Source organism: Devosia salina, from assembly GCF_019504385.1.
Classification (GTDB): domain Bacteria; phylum Pseudomonadota; class Alphaproteobacteria; order Rhizobiales; family Devosiaceae; genus Devosia; species Devosia salina.
The window spans coordinates 3340359-3363160 of the sequence record NZ_CP080590.1; the positions used below are offsets into that span (position 1 = coordinate 3340359).

The following is a 22802-nucleotide window of genomic DNA, read 5'->3' on the forward strand; positions in this document are numbered from 1 at the left end:
GGCAAGGCTCTTGCATCGAACCGACTGATATTGTGCATGTTCAGGGGCGCCCACGTGGCTTCACATCTGACGATCATCAGCGGTACCGGCGGGGCCAGCGCTTCTGCCAAGGCCTTTGCTGGCCAGCAGCCGGGGGCGCAGAACGCCACCGGCGAAGCCGGCGGCCTGCTCGGCCTGTTCGCGGCGCTGCTGGGGCAGGCCACGGCCGCCCCTTCTGTGGCGCCTGGCGCCTCGACCACTGCCAATGGCGCTGATACGACCGGTTCCGAAGCCGGCCTTGATCTGGCCAACCTGTTTCGCCTCGGTCTCGAGAGTACGTTCGGGGACGCGTCTGACGAGGACCCGACTGATCCCGAGGCCCTGGCCGCCGGCATGGACCTGCCGACCCAGCTTGCCGTTCCGGCCGAGCCCAAGGCCATGGTGGACTTCGTCGAAGCCCTGAGCGCACTCAAGACCAGCCTGGACCAGGGTGAGCCGCTCGACCCCGAACTGCTCTCGCAGGTCGAGACTGCCCTTGGCGATCTCGCCAAGGCCCTGGGCCTCGATCTCGATGAACTCGCAATACCCGAGGATTTCGCGGCCCTGCTCGAGACCACCGGGGCGGACGAAACCGGCCTCGCGGGTGCCCTGACACAATTGCTCGCGCCCCTGGCGCAGTCGCTCGCAGGCGCACAACCGGCGACCGACGCCGATCAGATCGCCGGGGCCAATGCCCTCGACACCAAGCTCAAGGCCCTGGGCGACAAGCTGGGCGCCCTGCTTGCCGCACTCGAGGACGGACAGGTCTCCGCCGACAAGCTGGCCGCCCTCGGCATGGCGCCGGGGCAGCCGCTCGATGCGGAAATCGAGGCGGCCCTCAACCGCTTCGCGGCAGGCGTGTCGGCCGACGCCAAGGCGGTTCCCGAAGAACCGGCGCTGGCAATGCCGGCGCTCAAGCTCACCGAGCCCGTGCTCACCGGCAAGTCCACGGAAAACATCGACAGCACCCAGAGCGGTGATCGCGGAGCGGCGCCTGCCGCAACGGCGGAGAAGCCAGACACAGGCAGCAACGATTCCGACACGGACAATCAGTCCACTTCCGATCGCGGTCGCGACCGGCCCGATGTGGCGAGCCGCGAAACCCGCGCCAGCGTTGCGCCAGCCCCGACCGACGCCTCGAACACGCCCGCCCCCTCCGCCGATGCCAATGTGCAGCAGCCAGCGGCCGCGCGCATCGATGCGGCGGCCAATCCGCGCATCATCCAGGCCGGCTACCAGACCAGCCAGCAACAGCTCAACCTGCCGCAGATCGCCTTCGAACTGGCCCGCCAGGTGCAGGACGGCAATACCCGCTTCCAGATCCGCCTCGACCCACCCGAACTGGGGCGCATCGATGTCCGGCTCGACATCGACCAGTCCGGCCAGGTCAATGCCCGCCTGACTGTCGAAAAGTCCGAAACGCTTGATCTGATGCAACGCGACCAGCGCGGCCTCGAACGCGCCCTGCAACAGGCCGGCCTCGACAGCGCCAAGACCAGTCTGGAATTTTCACTCAAGCAGAATCCCTTTGCTGGCCAACAGGGTCAGGCCGGCGACGGCAAGGGCCAGAATGGTGGCGAGGGACGGTCCTCCGCCAATGACAACGACCAGGGGATTGGCGAGGTCGAGCAGACCCCGCCCATGGTCAATCTCTACAGGGGCGCGCTGCAGGCCAGTGGCGTCAACATCATCGCGTAAGGAGTAGCGGCCATGGCTGTCGATGGCGTTTCAGGTTCGAGCTCTACCAGTGCCCTCTCCGGGTCCAGGGCAACAATTGCCGAAAATTTCGACACCTTCCTGTCGATCCTGACCACCCAGCTCAAGAACCAGAATCCGCTCGATCCGCTCGACACCAACCAGTTCACCCAGCAATTGGTGCAGTTCACCGGCGTCGAGCAGCAACTCAAGACCAATGAATTCCTCGAGGCCCTGCTGCTCAATACCCAGACCAGCTATCGCGCCGATGCGGTGTCCTATATCGGCAAAGAAGTGACGGCATCGGGCGAGACCGCCGAACTCAAGGATGGCGGCGCCTATTGGGCCTATAATGCCGAAACCAACGTGGCCAATGCCACCGTGACCATCAAGAATGCCGCGGGCAGCGTCGTCTATACCGAAACCGGTTCGCTCAACGCCGGGCCCGGGGCCTTCCTCTGGGATGGCGTGGGCAGCGACGGCAATACCCAACCCGACGGCGTCTATACGGTCGACATCAAGGGCACCAATCTGGCGGGCAATACGGTCAAGATCTCCACCTCGTCGGTGGGCGTGGTCACGGCCGTGGACTTCTCGGGTTCCGAACCCATGCTCACCGTCGGCAAGAACAAGGTGGCCCTCTCCGATGTCACCAGCATCCGGCAGGTCGACACCACCACCGATACCGATACCGATACCGACAGTTGATCTCCCCGTTCGCGGCGGGCCTGAGGCGGCGGTTCCCACCCGGGAGCCGCCGCTGGCTTGAGCTCCAGTGCAATTGATTGAAACGGCTGGCGTTTCTTAACCTGTTGTAAGTTTCCCCTTAGGGGTATTTTAAGCCCACTGCCCTACTCTCTTCTCATATGGTCAGGTTTGAGTAGAGAGTAAAATGACCGTACAGATGCGTCCTCGCGTGAAGTACGTTATTGGCCCGGATGGCAGCCCGCTGACGATTGCGGACCTTCCGCCCGCCAATACGAGACGGTGGGTCATCCGCCGTAAGGCAGAAGTCGTCGCCGCTGTGCGCGGTGGCCTTCTGAGCCTGGAAGAAGCATGCGAGCGGTACACGCTCAGCGTGGATGAATTCCTCAACTGGCAGGCAGCCATTGACAAGCATGGCCTCGCCGGCCTGCGCACCACCTGGATCCAGCACTACCGGGAGGGGTGATCCGCGACCGCGCTCCGCGCGGTCAAATCTGTCCGGTGGACAGATTTGAGCGGATCACGTTTCGAGCTTCGCGAGAAGCCGGGCCGGATCATCGGTAAAATGAACCAAACCCGCCGGCTCAATCCGGCGGGTTTCGTCATTTCCGCCTCACGGCGTTTCTGCGCTCATCCAGCGTGCGCCCGCTTCTCGCGCCATCAAGCGGCGGTAATAGTCTTCCGTTGCCGGCATCGCTTTCTTCTCCGCCGGCAGGCAGAACCAGCGATGGATCGACAGGCCCATGGCAATGTCGGCAATCGAGAAGCTGTCCCCGGCGATGAAGGGGCGCCCCTTGGCCAGTTCAGCCTCCAGAATGTCCATCCTTGCCGTCCAGCGCGTCAGCGACTCCGCAATGCGCTCTGCATTGTCATAGCCGGGGACCTTTCGCTGCAGGGCCAGCACAGCATACATCCAGGCCGGATTGAGGTCCGAGACCTGCCAGCCCAGCCATTGCAGCGCTAACGCCCGGGTCTGGATATCGTCCGGGAGCAATACGCCCATCCCATAGCGCTCCGCCAGATAGACCAGGATGGCATTGCTCTCCCACATGGAGAAATCGCCGTCGATCAGCACCGGCACCTGCCCATTTGGATTAAGCGCCAGGAATTCGGGGACCTTTGGGTCGCGGATCGGCAGGCCCCAGTCCTCGCGATCATAGGCAAGGCCAAGTTCGTCCAGCGCCCAAAGCACCTTGCGGACATTGATCGAGGTTATTCGTCCCAGAACCCGCATCATCGCCATTCATCCTTCCTTAACTGAACCCGGCAGTTCTTGCCTAAAATCGCAAGCTGCAACAGTTGGTTAATACATTGTTTACCATCCGCTAGGTAATTTTTGCCCATCGGTCCTGGGGGCACCATCGACCGCTGTGAACAGGACCAGAGTGGCCGCGTGGAAAGTCTAACCAATCTCATCAACCGGATCGGCCTGCCGCGCATTGCCGCAATGGCCCTGGTCGCCGTGCTGATGCTGGGCTTTTTCGCCTTCCTGATCATGCGCAGCCAGACCCCCAACCTGGCCCCACTCTATTCCGGGCTGAGCCTTGAAGACTCTTCGGCCATCCTGAGCGAGCTGCAAACCCTCAACATTCCCTATGAGTTGCGCGGCGAAGGCGACACCATCCTGGTGCCTCGCGACCAGATCACCACCCTGCGCATGACCCTGGCCGGCGACGGCCTGCCGACCCGCGGTCAGGTCGGCTACGAAATCTTCGATCAGCAGTCGACACTGGGCGCGACCAGCTTTGTCCAGAACATCAACAATGTCCGCGCGCTTGAAGGCGAGCTGGCCCGCACCATCGGTTCGCTGACCCGAATCAAGGGCGCCCGCGTGCATCTGGTGCTGCCGGAACGCGAACTGTTCCGTCGCGAACGCAAGGACCCCTCGGCCTCCATCGTCCTGTCGGTGCGCGGCGAACTCTCCAATGGCGAAATCCGCGCCATTCAGCACCTGGTCGCCTCGGCCATTGAGGGGCTGACACCGAGCCGCGTCTCCATTGTCGATGATCAGGGCAATCTCCTGGCATCGGGGACCGGCGAGGATGGCGAGGGCGCCATGTCGGCCCAGAACGACGAGCGTACTCTGGGCTTCGAGAACCGCCTGCGCACCCGCGTCGAAGACATGCTCGCCAATGTCGTCGGCGCCGGCCGGGCCCGCGTTGAGGTCGCCGCCGAGCTCGATTTCAACCGCTCCACCACGACACAGGAAACCTTCGACCCTGAAAGCCAGGTCGTCCGCTCCACCCAGACCCGCGAGAGCGAGAACCTGGCAGGGGGGAACAATGGCCAGGTGACGGTCGCCAATGAACTGCCCGGCGCCAGCCAGAACAATGGCGCGGCCGGCGTCACCGAGCAGGGTACCTCCACCGAGGAGGTCATCAACTACGAGATTTCCAAGACCACCCAGACCGCCGTCACCGAGGCCGGTTCCGTCAAGCGCCTGTCGGTGGCCGTGGTAGTCGACGGCACCTATGCCGATGACGGCGCCGGCAACCTGACCTATACCCCCCGCTCCGCCGACGAGGTCGCCCAGATCCTGACGCTCGTCCGCTCCGCCGTCGGCTATTCGGCCGAGCGCGGCGACAGCGTCGAGGTGGTCAACATGCAGTTTGCCGAGCGCCCCGACCTGGCACCGATCGGTACCGATGCCGAAGGCGGACTGCTCGACTTCACCCGGGACGACCTGATGAACGGCGCCGAGATGGCAGTCACACTGCTCATCGCGCTGGCCCTGGTCTTCTTCGTCATGCGCCCGCTGCTCAAGAAGGCCTTGACCCCGGAAACCCAGCCGCTCGCCCTGCCCGAAGCCGCTGAGCTGGGCCATCACGGCGTGCTGGGTCCCAACGGCCAGGTGATCCCGGAGGAGGATGAGACGCCGCGCGACAAGACCCCGGCCTGGGTCGCCAATGCCAAATCCATGGGCGAGACCCAGCTTCAGACCCTCAAGACCGTTGGCACACTGGTCGAGGAAAACCCCAAGCAGGCCGCACTCATCGTGCGCGACTGGCTCGGTAGCGCGGCGTAATCGAGATGGCCCTGGTTTCCCAATCCAACGAAGACAATGCTCCGGTCCCGATGGGCGCGCAGCTGCAGGTGGGCGGCTCCGCCGAGCAGCGCGTCCTCAAGGGCGACGAAAAGGCAGCCGCCCTGCTGCTGGCGCTTGGTCCGGACTACGGCAAGCCGATCTTCGACGAGCTCGACGAGCTCGAAGTCAAGCAGCTTTCCCGCGCCATGGTGCGTCTGGGGCCGATCACCCAGGAAATGCTCGATGACCTGATGATCGAGTTCGTGACCACCGTGTCCTCCAACGGTTCGCTCTCGGGCAATACCGATTCCACCGAACGCCTGCTGCTCTCCTTCCTGCCGCAGGACAAGGTCGATGCGATCATGGAGGAAATCCGCGGGCCGGCCGGGCGCAACATGTGGGAGAAGCTCTCCAACGTGCAGGCAGACGTGCTCGCCGCCTATCTCAAGAACGAATATCCCCAGACCATTGCCGTGGTACTTTCCAAGATCGCCACCGAGCATGCCTCCAAGGTTCTCGCCGTGCTGCCCGAGGAACTGGCCATGGACGTGGTGCAGCGCATGCTGGGCCTCGACCCGGTGCAGAAGGAAATCCTCGAAAAGATCGAGATGACGCTGCGCACCGAGTTCATGTCGACCCTCAACCACACCAAGCGCCGCGACAGCCACGAGCAGATGGCCGAAATCTTCAACGCCTTCGACCGCCAGACCGAAGCGCGCTTCATCACCAATCTCGAAGAGGTCAACCGGGACGACGCCGAGCGCATCAAGCAGCTCATGTTCACCTTCGAGGATCTGGCCAAGCTCGACATGTCGGCCATCCAGACCCTGCTCTCCAAGCTCGACAAGCGCGACCTGGCCCTGGCGCTCAAAGGTGCCAACGACACGGTCAAGGAAAGCTTCTTCAAGAACATGTCGAGCCGCGCCGCCAAGCTCTTGCAGGACGACATGCAAGGCATGGGACCGGTGCGCCTGAAGGATGTGGACGAGGCCCAGACCCGCATGGTGGCCACGGCCAAGGATCTCGCCGCCAAGGGTGACATCATCATCCTCAAGACCAAATCCGACGACCAGATGATTGCGTGACGCCATGGCCAGCCCCGCACGCTTCACCTTCGACCTGGACCTCGAACCCCGCGCCATCCGCAAGGCCGCCACACCCAAGCCCGTGCCCACCATTCCCGAGGATGTGGTGGCTCAGCTGATCGCCAATGCGCGCGAGGAGGCCTATGCTGAAGGCCTGAAGGCCGGCGAGCAGAACGCGGCCTCCATGGCCGCGCAGACCATCGCCGCTGCTGCCGGAAGCCTGGCGACCCAGACCGCCAGGATGTCGGCGGCCCTGGACGAGGCCCGCAATGATCACCACCAGGAGGCCGTGGAGCTGGCGCTGAGCGTTGGGCGCAAGCTGGCCCTGCACCTGGTTGCGCGCTTTCCGCTGACCGAGCTCGAAGCCCTGGTGGCCGAATGCCTGCCCAGCCTCTCCGGTGTGCCGCATCTGGTCATACGTTGCCACCCCGACCTCGCCGACGCCATTCGCGACGTTGCCACCGCCCAGATGGCCCATGCCGGCTTTGCCGGCCGGCTGGTGGTGATGGGTGACCCCGATATCCGCCTCGGTGACGGCCGGCTCGAATGGGTTGATGGCGGCCTGGTGCGCGACATCGCCGACACCGCGCGCCAGATCGACCGCCAGATTGCCACCTATCTCGCTTCCCGCACGCGCGGACAGCACAAGGAGAACGGTTCATGACCGATCCTCAAGACGACATCACCGCCTCCGAGGGCCTCAACCTCGATGAGATGGATGCGCCCGAACGCGATGGCCGCGGCGAGGGCTATATGGAGCGCAGCGCCGCCGACCTGGAAGCGGTCTTCGATGTCCCCGTGCGCGTATCGGTCGTTCTCGGACGCACCAAGATGCCGGTCTCCAACCTGCTCAAGCTCGATACCGGCACGGTTATCGAGCTGGACCGCCAGGTCGGGGAAGCCGTTGAAATCTTCATCAATGACCGCCTGGTCGCGCGCGGCGAAATCGTGCTGGTCGAAGACCGGCTCGGCGTCACCATGACCGAAATCATCAAGCCGCAGTAAGGGGGACACGATCATGCGCCTGCTCATCATCGGGGCCCTCGAGGGCCAGCTCTCCACCGCGACAAAGATGGCCATGGATGGCGGAGCCAAGGTGGCCCACGCCCCATCCATCGAGATCGCCGTCGCCTCGCTGCGTGCCGGCAAGGGCGCCGACCTGCTGCTGGTCGACGTGATGATGGATATTGCCGGGCTCATTGCCGGGCTGGAGGCCGAGCGCATCGCCATTCCGGTTGTTGCCTGCGGCGTCGAGACCAACGCAGCCGCCGCCGTCAACGCCATCCGCGCCGGCGCCAAGGAATACATCCCCCTGCCGCCCGATGCCGAGCTGATCGCGGCCGTCATCGCCGCGGTGGCGCGCGAAAGCTCAGACTTTCTCTATCGCGATCCGGCCATGGAGCGCGTTGTGCGCATGGCCGAGCAGATTGCCGGCTCGGAAGCGTCCATCCTCATCACCGGCGAAAGCGGCACCGGCAAGGAGGTGATCGCCAAATACGTTCATGCCCGGTCGAAGCGCGCAAGCCGGCCCTTCATCTCTGTCAACTGCGCTGCCATCCCCGAAGCCCTGCTTGAAAGCGAGTTGTTCGGGCACGAGAAGGGCGCATTCACCGGCGCCATCGCCCGCCGCATCGGCAAGTTCGAGGAAGCCTCGGGCGGCACGCTGCTGCTCGATGAAATCTCGGAAATGGATGTGCGCCTGCAGGCAAAGCTGCTGCGCGCCATCCAGGAGCGGATCATCGACCGGGTCGGCGGTACCAAGCCCGTGCCGGTCGACATCCGCATCCTTGCGACCTCCAACCGCAACCTCAACGAGGCGGTTCGGGAGGGCAGCTTCCGCGAGGATCTGCTGTTCCGCCTCAACGTCGTCAATCTCAAGCTCCCGCCGCTGCGCGAGCGTCCCGGCGACATCGTTGCGCTTTCAGAGCACTTCGTCGCCAAATATGCCAAGGCCAATGGCCTGCCGCCGCGCAGCCTTTCCGCAGAGGCCCGCGACGCCCTGGTGAAGGCTCCCTGGCCGGGCAATGTGCGCGAGCTTGAAAACACCCTGCATCGCGCCGTGCTGCTGTCCTCGGGAGACTTTATCGGCCCGGACGCCATCGTGCTGCCCGACGGCATGGGGCTTTCCGAAGCGGCCCGCGCCGCCTCTCCGGCTGCCCAGCTGGCCCAGACAGCCGAGGCCATGAGCCGCGCCCTGGTCGGCCGCACGGTGGCCGATGTGGAGCGCGACCTGATCCTGGACACGCTCGACCACACCCTGGGCAACCGCACCCACGCCGCCAATATCCTCGGCATCTCGATCCGCACGCTGCGCAACAAGCTCAACCAATATGCCGACGAGGGCGTGCACGTGCCCGAACCGGGCGAAAAGCGGGGCGCGGCCTAGCATGTTATCCGGGACGGCCTTCACCTCTCCCTTCGGGGGAGAGGTCGACGCGAAGCGGCGGGTGAGGGGGCCTTCCTGCTATGCTGTTCAAGGCCCCCTCACCCGGCTTGCCTTGCAAGCCGACCTCTCCCCCAGGGGGAGAGGTAAGACCCCGACGCTGGAAACCGTATGACCGATATCCCATCCGGCAAAAGTCCAGGCTTCTCGCTCCCCTCCATCAAGCAGGTGATCGAGACCCTGCGCTCGGGCGACATCGCGCTCGCCACGGGCGTGATGGGCCTGATCGTCATCCTCATCGTCCCCATGCCACCCATCCTGGTGGACATGCTGCTGGCGATCTCCATCGTCTTCTCGGTCATGATCCTCATGACCTCACTGTTCATCCAGAAGCCCCTGGAGTTCTCGTCGTTCCCCACGGTGCTGCTGATCGCCACCATGCTCCGGCTGGGCCTCAACCTGGCGACAACGCGCCTCATCCTCTCGGAAGGCCACGAAGGCACCAGCGCGGCCGGCCACGTCATCGAGGCGTTCGGCAGCTTTGTCACGCGCGGCAATTTCGTCATCGGGATCGTGGTCTTCATCATCCTGGTGATCGTCAATTTCATCGTCATCACCAAGGGTTCGGGCCGTATCGCGGAAGTCGCCGCCCGCTTTAGCCTGGACGCGATGCCCGGCAAGCAGATGGCCATCGACGCCGATCTCTCGGCCGGGCTGATCGACGAGGACACGGCCAAGAAGCGCCGTGCCGACCTGGAAGGTGAAAGCGCCTTTTTCGGCAATATGGACGGCGCATCCAAATTCGTGCGCGGCGACGCCATTGCCGGTCTCATCATCACCTTCATCAACGTCTCTGCCGGCATGCTGATCGGCATGATGCAGCAGGGCCTGGGCTTTCAGGAAGCGGCCAACAACTACACCCTGCTCACCATTGGCGATGGCCTCGTCAGCCAGATTCCGGCACTGATCGTTTCGACCGCGGCCGGTATCCTGGTGTCCAAATCGGGCGTGACCGGCGCCGCCGACAAGGCCCTGACGCTGCAGTTCACCGGTTACCCGCGCGCCCTGGGCATGTCCTCCGCCGTCATGGTGGCCCTGGCCCTGCTGCCCGGCATGCCGCTGGTGCCGTTCATGGCGCTGGCCGGCGGTGTCGGCTACGCCGCTTTCCGCGCCAGCCGGTCCAAGAGCGTGCGCCAGATCGAGGAAAAGGCCCAGGAGGTCGCCAAGGCCGCGCCGCCGCCGCAGCCAAGCGAGCCGCCGATCACCGACAGCCTCAAGATCGATGATCTCAAGCTCGAACTGGGCTATGGCCTGCTCAGCCTCGTCAAGGAGGACGAGACCGGCACCGATCGCCTGACCGAGCAGATCAAGGCCCTCAGGCGCCAGCTGGCGCTCGAACTCGGCTTTGTCATGCCGCCCGTGCGCATTCTCGACAACATGCAGCTCGAGCCCAATGACTATAAAGTTCGCATCAAGGAAGTCGAAGCCGGTGCCGGGCAAATCTTTGCCAATCAGCTCATGGTCATGGATCCCTATGGCAATCCCATCGACCTGCCGGGCAATCACACCACCGAGCCGACCTTCGGCCTGCCGGCGACCTGGATCGAGCCGGCCCTGCGCGACGAAGCCGAGTTGCGCGGGCTCTCGATCATTGACCCCTCAACGGTGATCTCGACCCACCTGACCGAGATCCTCAAGGCCAATGTTGCGGACCTGTTGAGCTACGCCAATGTGCAATCCCTGCTCTCGGGCCTTCCCAAGGACCAGCAAAAGCTGGTGGAAGATCTGGTGCCTGGCCAGATCACCGTTTCCGGGCTGCAGCGCGTGCTCCAGTCCCTGCTGACCGAGCGGATTTCCATTCGCGACCTCTCCTCCATCCTCGAGGCTGTGGCCGAGATTGCCGGCAATGGCCGTTCGGTCGCCGCCATCACCGAGCATGTGCGCTCGCGTCTGGCCCGCCAGATCTGCGCCGCCAATCTGGGGCCCGACGGCAACCTGCCGCTGCTGACCCTGTCGCCGCAGTGGGAACGCGACTTTGCCGAAGCCATGGCCGGCGACGGCGACAACCGGCATCTCGCCATGGCGCCCAGCAAGCTGCAGCAGTTCATCGGCGCCGTGCAGTCGGCCTTTGAGCGCGCCGCCCAGCAGGGCGAATTGCCGGTGCTGATCACCTCCCCGTCCATCCGCCCTCACGTGCGCTCCATCATCGAGCGTTTCCGTCCGCAAACGGTGGTCATGAGCCAGAACGAAGTGCATCCGCGCATTCGCCTCAAGACGGTGGGCAGCGTTTAGAGCCTTCACTGTCCGGCCGGAACGCGCGGCGCCAGCAGTGGTGCATCGGCCGGCGGGGGATTGGCCTCGAGGTCCGAGATCAATGCCTTCATCTCACCAATCTCGCGCACCTGCGCCTCGATGATGCCATCGGCCAGTTCGCGCACCCGCGGGTCAACGATATTGGCATTGGTGCTGGTGAGAATGGCAATCGAATGATGCGGGATCATGGCCCGCATATAGTCGAGATCGCCGACCAGCGCCTGGCTGCGGACCAGCCACAGCGATCCGGCGAAGACCACAGCGGCACCGGCAAGGATCGCCAGATTGACAGCGCGGTTCTTGTACATGGACCACATGAAGCCAAGCATGATGACAGCCATCACTGCGCCCATCAGCAAGGCCATCCACAGCCGCGTCTGGCTGTAGAAGACGTGGTCGATCTGGTAGGTGTTGAGATACATCAGACCATACATGATGGCCGTCGAGGTTGCGATCATGGCCGCAAATCGCAGGTAGCTCATGGGATCTCCTCTCGTTGCTGTGGGGGCAACGCGACAATCCCGTAATTCGTTCGCCATCTCTGGTCCCGGACGATCCGATCAGCGACCGCCAACCTGGTATCGTCGGGGCAGCAATGAACGGCGCCGCGCTCAGCGTTGCGTAAGGGCCAGCTTCGCTCCGAGCGCCACAAAGGCCGCCGCAAAGCTGCGACGCATCCAGGTCAATACGGCCGGGCGCGAGATGATCTGGCCCCGAATGGCAGCGGCAAACAATCCATAGAGCGCGAAGACCACGAAGGTCATGGCCATGAACACAGCGCTGAGTTCCACCATCCTTGCCACCGCATGCGGACCATCCGTGGGCACGAATTGCGGCAGGAAGGCAAAAAAGAAGATGGAGAGTTTCGGGTTGAGCAGATTGATCAGCATCACCTCGCCCGCCATGGAAGGAAGCGACTTGCGGTCCTGACTTGCCTCGACCGACAGCGCGCCGCTCTCGCGCAGCGTCGCCCAGGCCATATAGAGCAGGTAGGCGACCCCCAGATATTTGATGAGCTCGAAGGCCAGGGCGCTCGTGTGCAGGATGGCGGCAAGCCCGGTAATGGCGGCCAGCATGTGCGGCACGATGCCAAAGGTGCAGAACAGGGCTGCCCAGAGGCTGGCCTTGCCACCCCGTCCGAGGCCCGTGGCAATCGTGTAGAGCGCCCCGGCGCCGGGGGAAATGACCACGATCAGGGTGGTGACGAGGAATTCCATACTCATCTCGGGTCTCCATAAGGAGCCCGACTATGCCCCGTCAGCGCCGGTTCCGCCAGCGGCCCGATCGAGACATCAACTCAGACGTCCCGGGACCACCGGCGGCATATCGACCTTGCTCGTTTCGTCGGAAACGTCGACCTCGTCGGCCTCTGCAAGCTCCCTTTCCGCGTCGTACCAGAACTCCTGTTCGCGCCCCTCTGGCTGGCCGGCGCGATCCCAGAGCTGATAGGCCCGGTCGCGGATCTTTTCCTGGTCGATGGTCTGCATGGCATCCTCCTGGCTTTGCTGTGCGCGAAACGCAATGCATCCCCGCTCGGTTGCGCTGGAACGCGGATGTGACCGGCCGCATTATCGCTGTGAACCAGGGGCGGCCCATGAAACTCTTTTCCTGCGACCATTGCGGCAACACGATCTATTTCGAGAATGCGCTGTGCGAGCATTGTGGGCACCAACTGGGCTATCTGCCCCAGCGGGCCGCGCTTGTGTCCCTGGTGGAGGATGGCGGGCTATGGAGCACCCCGGCCGTTTCCGACGATGCCTATGTGTTTTGCGCCAATGCCGCGCATGGCGCCTGCAACTGGCTGATCCCCGCAAACCCTGGCGGCGACATCTACTGCACCGCGTGTCGCCATAACGAGACCATCCCGCCCATCGACGATCCGACCAATCTGGCGCGCTGGCAAACCATCGAGAGAGCCAAGAAGCGCCTGTTCTATTCCCTGCTCCGCCTTGACCTGCCGCTGCGGACCCGCGCCGAGGACCCCCTGCACGGCCTCGCCTTCCGCTTCCTGGCCGAAGATGCCACAGCGCCACAGCGCGTCATGACCGGACACGACAACGGCATCATCACCATCGCCCTTGCCGAAGCGGACGACGCCGAGCGCGAATATCGCCGCACCAGCATGAACGAGCCCTACCGCACGCTTCTGGGGCACTTCAGGCACGAGATCGGCCATCACTTCTGGGACCTCATGGTCGCCGGCAGGTCAGCGCAGGAGACATTCCGTGCGCTCTTCGGCGACGAGCGGCAGGACTATGCCCGGTCACTTGAGGACCATTATGCCAATGGCGCCCCGCAAGGCTGGCCGCAGACCCATATCAGCGCCTATGCCACGGCCCATCCCTGGGAGGATTTTGCCGAGACCTTTGCCCATTTCCTGCTCATCACCGATACGGTCGAAATGGCGGCGGCCTTCGGCATGCGGGCGCGTCCCCGCACTGGCGACGACCACATGGCGCTGCCGCCGGTGACCTTTGATCCCTACCGCGAACCGGAGATGGAGAGGATCATCGATCACTGGGTGCCGCTGGCGAGCCTGATCAACAATCTCAACCGCGCCGTCGGGCAGGCTGACGCCTATCCCTTCGTCCTCTCGCCCCGGGTCATCGAAAAGCTGGGATACATCAACGACCTCGTGCACCAGGCGCCGGCGCACGACCAGAATGGGGCGCTCAACCGACCCTAGTCACCTGGTCATAAGGCGCCAACGCGTCCTCAAGCGCCTGCAGATCGTCCGGCAACTCGGCCTCGAACATCATCTCCTCGCCGGTGGCGGGATGCTCGAAACCCAGTTCGGCCGCATGCAGCGCCTGCCGCCCCAGGGCCAGCACGGCCTTGGCAACGTCCTCCGGAAGCTTGTTGACCTTGGTGGCGAAGCCGGGCGCATAGAGGGCATCGGCGACCAGAGGATGTCCGATATGGGCCATATGCACACGGATCTGATGCGTGCGCCCGGTTTCGAGCTGACACTGGATGCGGGTGATATCCCATCCCGGCTCGCCAAAGCGGGCTTCCACCGCATAATGGGTGATCGCCTCGCGGCCGTGACGCAGCACCGCCTGTTTCAGCCGATTGCCCGGATCGCGCCCCAGTGGCGCATCCACCGTGCCCATGCCGGACTGGGTCGAGCCCCAGGCATAGGCGATATAGGCCCGGTGAAGCGGCCCGGTGCGGCCGTGATCGGCGAACTGTTCGGAGAGGTGCTTGTGGGCCTTCTCGGTCTTGGCCGCGACCATGACGCCCGACGTGTCCTTGTCGAGCCGGTGCACGATGCCCGGCCGCTTGACCCCGCCAATGCCCTTCAGGCTGTCCCCGCAGTGAAAGATCAGCGCATTGACCAGCGTGCCCGAGGGCGATCCGGGCGCCGGATGCACCACCATGCCAACCGGCTTGTTGATGACGATCAGGTGCTCGTCCTCGTAGAGGATATCGAGCGGGATGTCTTCCGGCTGCGGATCGGGGTCTTCGGGGGGCGGCGCGACAAGCACGATTGTCTCGCCGGCCTTCACCCGGTATTTGGGTTCGGCGATCATCCTGCCGTCGACGCTGACCGCGCCGGCCAGGATCAGATCCTTGATGCGATTGCGGCTGAGCGCTTCATGCGCTTTTGCCAGCATGGCATCGAGCCGGCCGCCTTCCATGGCGGCATCGACCACAACTTCAACGGGCTCACCCGACGGCTCGCCCTCAAACTCGAAATCGGTGTCATCCGCCATGAGCAATCCTGAACCAAATACGCCCGACGCCGCCGACACCGAATTGTCGCCGGAGGCCCGGGTCATGCTGGGAAAAGCCCGCCGCTCGTTTGCGGTGTCCATGGGCATTCTGTTGCTGGGCTTTATGGCGATTGGGGTTGCGCTTGTCTATCGCGTCATGCGCGACAGCCCGCCGCCGGCAGTGGCGGCAAGCGTTTCGGTGCCGGCGGGCGCCGAAGTGATTTCCGCGCTCAACACCGATGGCACCATCCAGGTCACCTTCGTGGCCGGCGGCGCGACCATGCTCAATGTCTATGACGCCGGTACCGGCGAACTGCAGCGCAGCGTCCAGATCGGGATGGAATAAGCCCGGCGGGCTTGACCCGAGGGCGGTGCAGTGAGAGTCGAGGGCGCGACTGCAAGCGTCGCATCTCCGCCGCTACCGCCCCTGGATTTCCCTGAGCGCGGCCAGCCGGTCCGATACCTTGCCGCGCTGGCTATTGGCGGGGGTAGGGAGCACCTCGACCCCTTCGCCATCATCGGCAAAGCGCTGCACGCGGTCGAACAGGCTCTCCTCCGGGGCAGCGCTGGCCACCGCTTCATGATCGACCGCATAGACCAGCCGGCTGACACTGGCGGCGATATCGTTGAGCTTCTCACGCAGATAGGCTTCCTCGAACCGCTCGCTTTCCCAGTCCGCCATGATCGTCGCCTCCACGTCGCCGACCTTGGCGCGCAGGCGTTCGAGCTCTTCTTCCATCGAGAGCTTGTCGGCCAGCAATTGGTCGGCCCGGCCCTCGCTCCGTTCCACCATCTGGCTGGTTTCGGCCAGAAGCGCATTGAGCCGGTTCTCGGCACTGGCGATGCGCGCTTCGGCGGCTACCAGCTCCTCGGCATCCACTTCGCGCTGGGCTTCGCGCCCCGCCAGGGCATCGCGCATCTGCGCAATTGCGGCGCTGGCCTCGGCGCTGCGACGGTCGGATTTCTCAAGCCGCTCGATCAGGCTGCCGGCCTGTTCTTCGAGGAAGGCGGCCCGCTTGCGCTCAATGGCCAGTGCCGTGGTCAGCTGGTCGATGTCACTCTCGTAATCGCCCGACAGTGCCACGCCATCGACGCGGGTCGCCTTGGCGAGGCCTCCGCGCAAGGAATTGCGCAGGGTCTCGATCTCGCCGGCACGGGTCTCGAGCTCCCTGTCGCGCTTGCGCAACCGGTTCGCCAGATCGGCGCCGTCCTTTTCGAGTTCGAGAATGCGGGCCCGCAGCTCGACTTCGCGGCCTTCGAGTTCCCGCACCACCTCGAGGTGCTTTTCGCGCTCGGCCTTGAGCGCCCCCAGATCGGTGCGCTTCTGGTTGACATCGCTGAGCTGTTCGGCCAGCCGCTTGCGCAGGGCCTCGACATTCATTTCCAGTCGGCGTGTCGAGAGCGCGAATTCAGCCCGCAACTGGTCCTTGTCGGCGCGGAACTCGGCCATGGTAATGGGCGTCGCCGCCTCGATGCGCCGCTTGGTCAGGCGCACGGCGCGCTTCCACACCGCGGGCATGATGATGAGCGCGACCAGGCCCGCCACCAGCAGGCCCAGCGCAAAATACATGATGTTCTCGATCAGCATCGATGCGGCCTCCGGCGGTGCCTTCGCAGCCGCCTTGGGACTTGTTCTTCTTCGTATGTGGCAGCAAAGACGGGGTCAGGCCATCTTTGGCACTGGTTAACCCTAACGGGTTTGGGTGCCGCAGTCACGATAAAGCCGGAGCCCAAGCCCCGGCTATATCAGGATTTGATCGCGCTGGGGGTCAGAACGGGTTCCAGGTGGGCTCTGCCGTGAAGTTGAGATATCCCACATTGATGCCCAGACGCGCACCGACGCCCGAGCGGATTGGCACCACCACGACATTGCCGCGCTTGGTGACGGTCATGCCGACCCCGCCGATGACATAGGCCGAACCGTCCACGCCGGGATAGCGCCCCAGAATGTCCTGGATGGTGGAGAGGTTGTAGACCAGCATCATCACCTTGGAGCCGTCGCCGCCGACGTCGAGGCCGATGCTGGGACCCTGCCAGAAGATTTTGAACTGCCCCGCATTGCGTGTGTAGAGCGTCCCCTCGCCATATTTGGCACCCACGAACAACGCGCCGCCGGCTTCCTCGCCCAGGATATAGCCATTGGGCTGGCCATATTGGCTCACCGCGCGCTCGACCACCGAGGCCAGGCCCTGGGCCGCTGAGCCAAAGAACTCCCGGCCATTGTCGACCAGTTCTTCCCCCGAGAAGGTGTCGCTCAGCGAGCCCTGCGCATAGGCAGGCCCACCGAACATCAAGAGCGCGGCGATCAGGGCCGCAAGCTGGGCAAGGCGCTGGAACATGGCAAATCTCCCGTGGTGATCCCCCGCCTTTACGAAGACCTTAAGGTCTCGGGCCCTAGTCTCGAACCCTGGCGTTGCGATCATTTGGGCCGATCATGAAGCAAACCTCTAAACAAATCTTAACCATGATCGCCCTTGTTCTGCCGCTTTTCGGGCCTGTTCCGGCCATGGTCACGCCCGCCCTGGCTCAGTCCATCGTCACCTATGTGCAAACCGACCCGCTGACGGGCCTGGCCATGGGCGGCATGGATCCGGTCTCCTATTTCACCGAAAACACGCCCCTGCCCGGTCGACCCGACTATGAGTTCATCTGGATGGGGGCGCCGTTCCAATTCTCCAATGCCGCCAATCTCGAAGTCTTCCGCCGCAACCCCGACATCTACGCGCCGCGCTATGGCGGGCATGGCGCCATGAGCATGTCGCGCGGCTTTGTCTCCGACTCCGATCCCTCGATCTACACCGTCTTCAAGCAGCGGCTTTACCTCTTCTATTCCGCCTCGAACCGCGAGGCCTTCCTGCTGGCACCCGACGCCGCCGCCATCAGGGGCGAAGAGCATTGGCAGGTTCTGTCCAAAACGCTCTCGACCCGGTAGTGCACGCCGACTGGGCGCATTAATGTCGCCTAACTGATTCTCGCCTTTTCCGCGCACGGCGCCTATGGAGACCCGCACCATGGATATCATCGAGCTCAAGGCAACCGACCTCGCCGCCATGTTGTGCTCGCGGGTCTGCCACGATCTCATCAATCCGATCGGTGCTATCGGCAACGGACTTGAAGTCCTTTCCGATCCCAACCAGGGCGAAATGGCCGAAGGCGCCCGCGACCTGATCGCCAGCGCCGCCAGGCAGAGCCGCGCCAAGCTCGAATTCGCCCGCCTGGCCTATGGCGCCTCCTCCACAGCAGGCACCGATATCGACACGCGCGAATGCGAACGGGTCGCCCGCATCCTGTTCGAGATCGAAAAGGCCGACCTCGAGTGGAACGTGCCGCTGATCCTTCTGCCCAAGCACAAGGCCAAGCTGTTCATGAACATGCTGCTGATCGCGGCCGGCTCGGTGCCCCGCGGCGGCTCGGTCAGCGCGTCGATCAGCGGGCCCGCCGGCGAAGAAAAGTTCGAGTTCACCTCGAAAAGCGATCCAGAAAAGCGCCAGAAAACCCTGGTGCCCTCCGGCTCCGCCGGCCTGCTCTCGGGCATGCCCGAGGAAGGTTCGGTCGACGCCCGGGGCATCCAGCCCTTCTATACGGGCCTGCTGGCGCGCATGACCGACATGGAGCTCAATATCGGCCTGGAGAACGACATGTTCTTCTTCACCGCCACGCCCAAGACCGGCCAAGCCGCGGCAGCACAGGCCTAAACTGCTGTAACCATGTGATATTTCCGTATGCTTTTGCCGCCCATGGCGGCAATTGACCGCGGCGCGCTAACCATTCGCCAACCTATTGGACGGCATAGTCTGGACAGCGTCTCTCCTGTCCCAGGGCCAACTCATGCGCAGCTGCCTTATCGTCGATGATTCCAGCGTGGTGCGCAAAGTGGCGCGTCGCATCCTGGAAGATCTCGACTATATCGTGGACGAGGCCGAGGATGGCCAGGAAGCGATCGACAAGTGCCGCCAGGAAATGCCTGACGCCATCCTGCTCGACTGGAACATGCCGATCATGAGCGGACTGGAGTTTCTCAAGCTGCTGCGCGCCTATGTCGGCGGCGAGAAGCCGCGCGTCATCTATTGCACGGTCGAAAACGACGTTGGCGCCATCGCCCTGGCCCTCAAATCCGGGGCCGACGACTACATGATGAAGCCGTTCGACCGCAATGTTCTCGAATCCAAGTTTCAGGACAAGGCCGCGGCCGCCTGAACTTCAACCCGACTATGATATGGACCTAGGTCTCAAACCTGGTCCGCTCCTGCCGGAAATCCTCCACGCTGTGCAAGTAAGTTTCAGGGTCAGTTCGTAGGGCAACGCCACTGAGATAAACTATAGCATTCCAGATTTCTTGCGACGCGGCCGGGTCACATTCCAGTTCATTCCGATCATTTGCCTTCATTGCGTCCCAGGCAAATCTCTCAATCTCTTCGCGGGATTCGTGTTCACCGCATAGTGCATCGAACTTCGCTCGAATGTCTTCCAACGTTACGCGCATACTCACACCCCCGCTTCCGCACGGTTCAGCAAAAACGCCTTTTCCCGTGCATTGCGGGTGAGGCCTGCCGCCCTGCGGAATTCGTCATTGGCCTCCTCATGGCGCCCCAGCTTGCGCAACAGGTCGCCCCTGACGCCATAGAGCAAATGGTAGCTTTCCAGCACCGATGACGCCTTGAGAGCATCGACGAGCGGCAAGGCCGCCTCCGGCCCCTGCGCCATGGACACGGCCACGGCGCGGTTGAGCTCTATGACCGGCGACGGTGTCACCTGGTTGAGGAGCCCATAGAGCGCGGCGATCTGTCCCCAGTCGGTTTCCTCGGCCCGGCGGGCGCGGGCGTGACAGGCCGCAATGGCCGCCTGTAGGCTGTAGGGCCCGGCAATACCGCCCAGGCGCTGCGCGCGCGTCAGCCCCTCCAGCCCGCGCCGGATCATCATCTGATCCCACAGGGCCCGGTTCTGGTCGGGCAGCAGCACCGGCTCGCCAGCAGCATTGGTGCGGGCCTTGGCGCGTGAATGCTGCAGCTCCATCAAAGCCAGCAGCCCATGGACTTCGGGCTCCTCGGGCATAAGCGAGGCAAGTGTGCGCCCCATCCGCATCGCCTCCTCGCACAATTGCGGGCGCATCCAGTCCGCACCGGCGGTAGCCGAGTAACCCTCGTTGAAGATCAGGTAGAGAACACCCAGTACCGAGGCGACGCGCTCTTCGCGGTCGGCGCCGCGCGGGACCTCGAACGGTACTCCGGCCTCGGCGATGGTCCGCTTGGCGCGCACGATGCGCTGTCCGATGGTCGTGTCATTGGCCAGGAACGCCCGCGCAATTTCCTCCGTGGTCAGCCCACCAATCAGCCGCAATGTCAGCGCCACCCGGCTCTCCGGGGGCAGCACGGGATGGCACGAGGTAAATATCAGCCGCAGCAGATCGTCCCCCACATCATCGTCCAATTGCTCGTGCAGGGCCGTCTCGGTGTCGGGCGCGGCTTCATCCATATCGCGGCCCAGCGCCTCAAGCTTGCCGGTGGCCATCTTGCGATGTCGGAAATGGTCGATGGCCTTGCGTTTGGCGGCCTGCATCAGCCAAGCGCCGGGATTGCGCGGCACGCCGGCCTCCGGCCAGCTGCGCAGCGCTGCCATCAGCGCCTCCTGGGCCAGTTCCTCGGCCAGCGAGATGTCGCGAACCATCCGCGTCAGACCGGCAATCAGCCGTGCCTGCTCCAGGCGCCAGACGGTGGCGATGGCGCGATCGGTCTCCCGCCGCGCCTGTGTTGCGGCTTCGCTCATGGCACCCAGTCTCCCCACGACGCAGCGTAAATCTGATGGGGACGAGCATCAATGCCGTGGCCACGAGGTCAAGGGGAAAGGCGAACTTCGCCGTTCCCCAATGCGCATTCGTCACTCGAACATGCCCCGGGGCACTTCGCCAGCCAGGAAAGGCGCGATGAACCCCTCGAGCAGGTCGACCTGATCGATGAGCGAGGTGTGTGAACTGGCGGGCAGAATGGCAAGCCGCGAGGCGGGCAAGGGGTTGCCCATATCGCCCATGGCGCCGCCGCCCAGCAAGCGGAACATGGCCACCATATGCTCGAGCGTGGTCACATCCGCGTCGCCGCCGATCAGCAGCACGGGCGTTTTCAGCGCCCGCACCTCGGCCTCCCAGTCCATCGGCTCGTGTTCCAGCGCGATCATGCGCTCCACAAAGGGCCGGAAGGCCGTGGGATCGGGCGCATATTGTTTCCAGGCATCTTCCATCGGCGTGCCGATGAACATTTCTGGCGCCATGGTGGGCACCATGGCGTGATATTCGGGTTGCATGCCATCCATGGAATAGGCGACGGAGATGGCCACCAGCTGGTCGACCTTGTCGGGATGATCGATTGCCAGCTTCAGTCCGGCCGCCGCCCCCATGGAATACCCCAGCACGTCGGCTTTCTCGAGCCCCACGGCCTCCATGAACCTGGCGACGTCGTCGCTGAGATGGGGATAGGTAATGGGCCGCTCGATATCATTGGTGCGGCCGTGCCCCTGCAATTCCACGGCGTAGACCGTGTGGGTCTCGGCGAGGCGCGGAATGATCTCGCCCATGGCCGGTATGTTCATATAGGCGCCGTGCAGCACCACGATCGGGTCACCGCTGCCGGAAACCTCGTAATACATTTCCATGCCGTTGATGCTGGCATAGGCGCCGGCAGGTTGGGACTGGGCGAAGGCTTGCGGGGTGAAGAACAGGGCGCCTGCCAGAAGAATGCTGCGGATCATTTCGAAACTCCTCGTGACCGACCCTTTTGACCGGCCTTCGTCATGGTGACGAGCGGCCGCCAAACGGTTCGACATGCATCGAAGCTTTTCGAGAATGGTTTCCAGCACCCAGCATCGCCGGCCGGCACTACGTGCCTCAACAAGCAAAACCCCGCGCTTGGGGCGCGGGGTTGTTCCGTCCAGCAGATGCCGGGAGATCAGGCGACGTTTTCGCTATAGGCTTCGTTCTCGTCGGGCTCGCGCAGCACATAGCCGCGACCCCAGACGGTCTCGATATAGTTCTTGCCGCCGGTGGCAACGGAAAGCTTCTTCCTGAGCTTGCAGATGAAGACGTCGATGATCTTCAGCTCGGGCTCGTCCATGCCGCCATAAAGGTGGTTGAGGAACATTTCCTTGGTGAGCGTGGTGCCCTTGCGGAGCGAAAGCAGCTCCAGCATCTGGTATTCCTTGCCGGTCAGATGCACGCGCTGGCCCTGCACTTCGACGGTCTTGGTGTCGAGGTTGACCATCAGGTCGCCGGTCGAGATGACCGACTGGGCATGGCCCTTGGACCGGCGGACGATGGCGTGGATGCGGGCCACGAGTTCGTCCTTGTGGAACGGCTTGGTCATGTAGTCATCGGCACCGAAGCCGAGACCGCGAACCTTGTCCTCGATGCCGGCCAGGCCGGAGAGGATGAGAATTGGCGTCTGCACCTTGGCAACGCGCAGGGTGCGCAAGACTTCGTAACCGCTCATATCGGGCAGGTTCAAGTCCAGCAGAATAATATCGTAGTCATAGAGCTTACCGAGATCGACGCCTTCTTCACCGAGATCGGTGGTATAGACGTTGAAACTTTCGGACTTCAGCATCAATTCGATGCTCTGCGCCGTAGCGCTGTCGTCCTCAATAAGGAGTACCCGCATTATATTCCCCTTGTCATTCGTTCCTGCTGGAACCCGCGGGAGGCAAGGCCATATTGCCCTTCCCGCTCCAACCCTACTGGATATGACTGAAGCCTAAGCCCAACTAGTTAACAAAGTTTAATTCTGATCCGCAATACGCAAAGCGCGTTAGTACAACTTTATCTTAAGTGCTTGAAAAACAAGCTAAAATGCCATTAAAAAATCTTAAGGTACTACATT

24 protein-coding genes are annotated in these 22802 nt (G+C 63.5%); 14 read left to right on the forward strand and 10 right to left on the reverse strand.

What is annotated here, in order from left to right; all coding sequences use genetic code 11:
* Positions 1-54: 54 nt before the first annotated feature.
* From K1X15_RS16365 to sciP, 3 genes are all read left to right on the forward strand, one after another.
* Positions 55-1716, forward strand: coding sequence for a flagellar hook-length control protein FliK (locus K1X15_RS16365; RefSeq protein ID WP_220304659.1), 1662 nt, complete (start codon positions 55-57; stop codon positions 1714-1716).
* Between the two features lie 12 nt (positions 1717-1728).
* On the forward strand, positions 1729-2421 hold the full coding sequence (locus K1X15_RS16370) for a flagellar hook assembly protein FlgD (protein ID WP_220304660.1): 693 nt from the start codon (positions 1729-1731) through the stop codon (positions 2419-2421).
* 184 nt (positions 2422-2605) lie between these two features.
* The gene (sciP, locus tag K1X15_RS16375; RefSeq protein WP_035085775.1) at positions 2606-2884 is read left to right on the forward strand and encodes a CtrA inhibitor SciP; all 279 of its coding nucleotides are present in this window, start codon (positions 2606-2608) and stop codon (positions 2882-2884) included.
* Between the two features lie 147 nt (positions 2885-3031).
* Here the strand turns inward: sciP and K1X15_RS16380 are convergent, their stop codons facing one another.
* Positions 3032-3661 carry a glutathione S-transferase family protein gene (locus K1X15_RS16380; RefSeq protein WP_220304661.1) on the reverse strand — a complete coding sequence of 210 codons (630 nt, stop codon included), beginning with the start codon at positions 3659-3661 and terminating at the stop codon, positions 3032-3034.
* A gap of 150 nt (positions 3662-3811) precedes the next feature.
* Between K1X15_RS16380 and fliF the strand changes: the two genes are divergently transcribed.
* From fliF to flhA, 6 genes are all read left to right on the forward strand, one after another.
* Positions 3812-5443: a flagellar basal-body MS-ring/collar protein FliF gene (gene fliF / locus K1X15_RS16385; protein WP_220304662.1), complete on the forward strand. Its 1632-nt coding sequence runs from the start codon at positions 3812-3814 to the stop codon at positions 5441-5443.
* A gap of 50 nt (positions 5444-5493) precedes the next feature.
* Positions 5494-6528 carry a flagellar motor switch protein FliG gene (fliG, locus tag K1X15_RS16390; protein WP_240549770.1) on the forward strand — a complete coding sequence of 345 codons (1035 nt, stop codon included), beginning with the start codon at positions 5494-5496 and terminating at the stop codon, positions 6526-6528.
* 4 nt (positions 6529-6532) lie between these two features.
* Positions 6533-7192, forward strand: a complete 660-nt coding sequence (locus K1X15_RS16395) for a FliH/SctL family protein (protein ID WP_220304664.1) — start codon at positions 6533-6535, stop codon at positions 7190-7192.
* A gap of 50 nt (positions 7193-7242) precedes the next feature.
* Positions 7243-7533 carry a flagellar motor switch protein FliN gene (gene fliN / locus K1X15_RS16400; RefSeq protein WP_240549771.1) on the forward strand — a complete coding sequence of 97 codons (291 nt, stop codon included), beginning with the start codon at positions 7243-7245 and terminating at the stop codon, positions 7531-7533.
* Between the two features lie 13 nt (positions 7534-7546).
* The gene (gene flbD / locus K1X15_RS16405) at positions 7547-8914 is read left to right on the forward strand and encodes a sigma-54-dependent transcriptional regulator FlbD (RefSeq protein ID WP_220304666.1); all 1368 of its coding nucleotides are present in this window, start codon (positions 7547-7549) and stop codon (positions 8912-8914) included.
* Between the two features lie 168 nt (positions 8915-9082).
* Positions 9083-11203, forward strand: coding sequence for a flagellar biosynthesis protein FlhA (gene flhA / locus K1X15_RS16410; protein WP_220304667.1), 2121 nt, complete (start codon positions 9083-9085; stop codon positions 11201-11203).
* Between the two features lie 5 nt (positions 11204-11208).
* On the opposite strand, the gene K1X15_RS16415 is transcribed toward flhA, so the two are convergent.
* From K1X15_RS16415 to K1X15_RS16425, 3 genes are all read right to left on the reverse strand, one after another.
* Positions 11209-11706, reverse strand: a complete 498-nt coding sequence (locus K1X15_RS16415; protein WP_220304668.1) for a DUF305 domain-containing protein — start codon at positions 11704-11706, stop codon at positions 11209-11211.
* Positions 11707-11835: 129 nt separating this feature from the next.
* The gene (locus K1X15_RS16420) at positions 11836-12447 is read right to left on the reverse strand and encodes a LysE family translocator (protein WP_220304669.1); all 612 of its coding nucleotides are present in this window, start codon (positions 12445-12447) and stop codon (positions 11836-11838) included.
* Between the two features lie 69 nt (positions 12448-12516).
* Entirely contained in the window at positions 12517-12711 is a 195-nt protein-coding gene (locus K1X15_RS16425; protein ID WP_220304670.1) for a DUF2934 domain-containing protein, read from the reverse strand.
* A gap of 107 nt (positions 12712-12818) precedes the next feature.
* Here K1X15_RS16425 and K1X15_RS16430 point away from each other — a divergent pair, with 107 nt between their 5' ends.
* The gene (locus K1X15_RS16430; RefSeq protein WP_220304671.1) at positions 12819-13910 is read left to right on the forward strand and encodes a zinc-binding metallopeptidase family protein; all 1092 of its coding nucleotides are present in this window, start codon (positions 12819-12821) and stop codon (positions 13908-13910) included.
* On the opposite strand, the gene K1X15_RS16435 is transcribed toward K1X15_RS16430, so the two are convergent.
* Complete coding sequence (locus K1X15_RS16435) at positions 13897-14940, reverse strand: RluA family pseudouridine synthase (protein WP_220304672.1); 1044 nt, start codon at positions 14938-14940, stop codon at positions 13897-13899. The two genes, K1X15_RS16430 and K1X15_RS16435, sit on opposite strands and share 14 nt — an antisense overlap.
* On the opposite strand from K1X15_RS16435, the gene K1X15_RS16440 reads away from it, so the two are divergent.
* Positions 14939-15286 carry a DUF6476 family protein gene (locus K1X15_RS16440; RefSeq protein WP_220304673.1) on the forward strand — a complete coding sequence of 116 codons (348 nt, stop codon included), beginning with the start codon at positions 14939-14941 and terminating at the stop codon, positions 15284-15286. The genes K1X15_RS16435 and K1X15_RS16440 overlap by 2 nt on opposite strands.
* 72 nt (positions 15287-15358) lie before the next feature.
* Here the strand turns inward: K1X15_RS16440 and K1X15_RS16445 are convergent, their stop codons facing one another.
* Entirely contained in the window at positions 15359-16528 is a 1170-nt protein-coding gene (locus K1X15_RS16445; RefSeq protein ID WP_220304674.1) for a coiled-coil domain-containing protein, read from the reverse strand.
* A gap of 181 nt (positions 16529-16709) precedes the next feature.
* Positions 16710-17279 carry a DUF1134 domain-containing protein gene (locus K1X15_RS16450; protein ID WP_220304675.1) on the reverse strand — a complete coding sequence of 190 codons (570 nt, stop codon included), beginning with the start codon at positions 17277-17279 and terminating at the stop codon, positions 16710-16712.
* A 125-nt stretch (positions 17280-17404) separates the two neighbouring features.
* On the opposite strand from K1X15_RS16450, the gene K1X15_RS16455 reads away from it, so the two are divergent.
* The 3 genes from K1X15_RS16455 to K1X15_RS16465 all read left to right on the forward strand — a co-directional run bounded on the left by K1X15_RS16455 (position 17405) and on the right by K1X15_RS16465 (position 19137).
* A complete protein-coding gene (locus K1X15_RS16455) occupies positions 17405-17872 on the forward strand; it encodes a YHS domain-containing (seleno)protein (RefSeq protein WP_220304676.1) in 468 nt (155 codons plus the stop codon).
* Between the two features lie 79 nt (positions 17873-17951).
* Entirely contained in the window at positions 17952-18635 is a 684-nt protein-coding gene (gene chpT, locus K1X15_RS16460) for a histidine phosphotransferase ChpT (RefSeq protein WP_220304677.1), read from the forward strand.
* 133 nt (positions 18636-18768) lie between these two features.
* Positions 18769-19137 carry a response regulator gene (locus K1X15_RS16465; protein WP_220304678.1) on the forward strand — a complete coding sequence of 123 codons (369 nt, stop codon included), beginning with the start codon at positions 18769-18771 and terminating at the stop codon, positions 19135-19137.
* Between the two features lie 288 nt (positions 19138-19425).
* Here the strand turns inward: K1X15_RS16465 and K1X15_RS16470 are convergent, their stop codons facing one another.
* From K1X15_RS16470 to ctrA, 3 genes are all read right to left on the reverse strand, one after another.
* On the reverse strand, positions 19426-20703 hold the full coding sequence (locus tag K1X15_RS16470; protein WP_220304679.1) for an RNA polymerase sigma factor: 1278 nt from the start codon (positions 20701-20703) through the stop codon (positions 19426-19428).
* A 111-nt stretch (positions 20704-20814) separates the two neighbouring features.
* Positions 20815-21678: an alpha/beta fold hydrolase gene (locus K1X15_RS16475; protein ID WP_220304680.1), complete on the reverse strand. Its 864-nt coding sequence runs from the start codon at positions 21676-21678 to the stop codon at positions 20815-20817.
* 197 nt (positions 21679-21875) lie between these two features.
* A complete protein-coding gene (ctrA, locus tag K1X15_RS16480) occupies positions 21876-22583 on the reverse strand; it encodes a response regulator transcription factor CtrA (RefSeq protein ID WP_220304681.1) in 708 nt (235 codons plus the stop codon).
* Between the last annotated feature and the right edge of the window lie 219 nt (positions 22584-22802).

Excerpts from the sequence above, each read along its gene's own strand:
- K1X15_RS16370 (WP_220304660.1), top strand. The coding sequence starts at position 1,729 with ATGGCTGTCGATGGCGTTTCAGGTTCGAGCTCTACCAGTGCCCTCTCC.
- sciP (WP_035085775.1), top strand. The coding sequence starts at position 2,606 with ATGACCGTACAGATGCGTCCTCGCGTGAAGTACGTTATTGGCCCGGAT.
- K1X15_RS16380 (WP_220304661.1), bottom strand. The coding sequence starts at position 3,661 with ATGGCGATGATGCGGGTTCTGGGACGAATAACCTCGATCAATGTCCGC.
- fliG (WP_240549770.1), top strand. The coding sequence starts at position 5,494 with ATGGGCGCGCAGCTGCAGGTGGGCGGCTCCGCCGAGCAGCGCGTCCTC.
- K1X15_RS16395 (WP_220304664.1), top strand. The coding sequence starts at position 6,533 with ATGGCCAGCCCCGCACGCTTCACCTTCGACCTGGACCTCGAACCCCGC.
- fliN (WP_240549771.1), top strand. The coding sequence starts at position 7,243 with ATGGATGCGCCCGAACGCGATGGCCGCGGCGAGGGCTATATGGAGCGC.
- flbD (WP_220304666.1), top strand. The coding sequence starts at position 7,547 with ATGCGCCTGCTCATCATCGGGGCCCTCGAGGGCCAGCTCTCCACCGCG.
- flhA (WP_220304667.1), top strand. The coding sequence starts at position 9,083 with ATGACCGATATCCCATCCGGCAAAAGTCCAGGCTTCTCGCTCCCCTCC.
- K1X15_RS16415 (WP_220304668.1), bottom strand. The coding sequence starts at position 11,706 with ATGAGCTACCTGCGATTTGCGGCCATGATCGCAACCTCGACGGCCATC.
- K1X15_RS16420 (WP_220304669.1), bottom strand. The coding sequence starts at position 12,447 with ATGAGTATGGAATTCCTCGTCACCACCCTGATCGTGGTCATTTCCCCC.
- K1X15_RS16425 (WP_220304670.1), bottom strand. The coding sequence starts at position 12,711 with ATGCAGACCATCGACCAGGAAAAGATCCGCGACCGGGCCTATCAGCTC.
- K1X15_RS16430 (WP_220304671.1), top strand. The coding sequence starts at position 12,819 with ATGAAACTCTTTTCCTGCGACCATTGCGGCAACACGATCTATTTCGAG.
- K1X15_RS16440 (WP_220304673.1), top strand. The coding sequence starts at position 14,939 with ATGAGCAATCCTGAACCAAATACGCCCGACGCCGCCGACACCGAATTG.
- K1X15_RS16435 (WP_220304672.1), bottom strand. The coding sequence starts at position 14,940 with ATGGCGGATGACACCGATTTCGAGTTTGAGGGCGAGCCGTCGGGTGAG.
- K1X15_RS16445 (WP_220304674.1), bottom strand. The coding sequence starts at position 16,528 with ATGCTGATCGAGAACATCATGTATTTTGCGCTGGGCCTGCTGGTGGCG.
- K1X15_RS16450 (WP_220304675.1), bottom strand. The coding sequence starts at position 17,279 with ATGTTCCAGCGCCTTGCCCAGCTTGCGGCCCTGATCGCCGCGCTCTTG.
- K1X15_RS16455 (WP_220304676.1), top strand. The coding sequence starts at position 17,405 with ATGATCGCCCTTGTTCTGCCGCTTTTCGGGCCTGTTCCGGCCATGGTC.
- chpT (WP_220304677.1), top strand. The coding sequence starts at position 17,952 with ATGGATATCATCGAGCTCAAGGCAACCGACCTCGCCGCCATGTTGTGC.
- K1X15_RS16465 (WP_220304678.1), top strand. The coding sequence starts at position 18,769 with ATGCGCAGCTGCCTTATCGTCGATGATTCCAGCGTGGTGCGCAAAGTG.
- K1X15_RS16470 (WP_220304679.1), bottom strand. The coding sequence starts at position 20,703 with ATGAGCGAAGCCGCAACACAGGCGCGGCGGGAGACCGATCGCGCCATC.
- K1X15_RS16475 (WP_220304680.1), bottom strand. The coding sequence starts at position 21,678 with ATGATCCGCAGCATTCTTCTGGCAGGCGCCCTGTTCTTCACCCCGCAA.
- ctrA (WP_220304681.1), bottom strand. The coding sequence starts at position 22,583 with ATGCGGGTACTCCTTATTGAGGACGACAGCGCTACGGCGCAGAGCATC.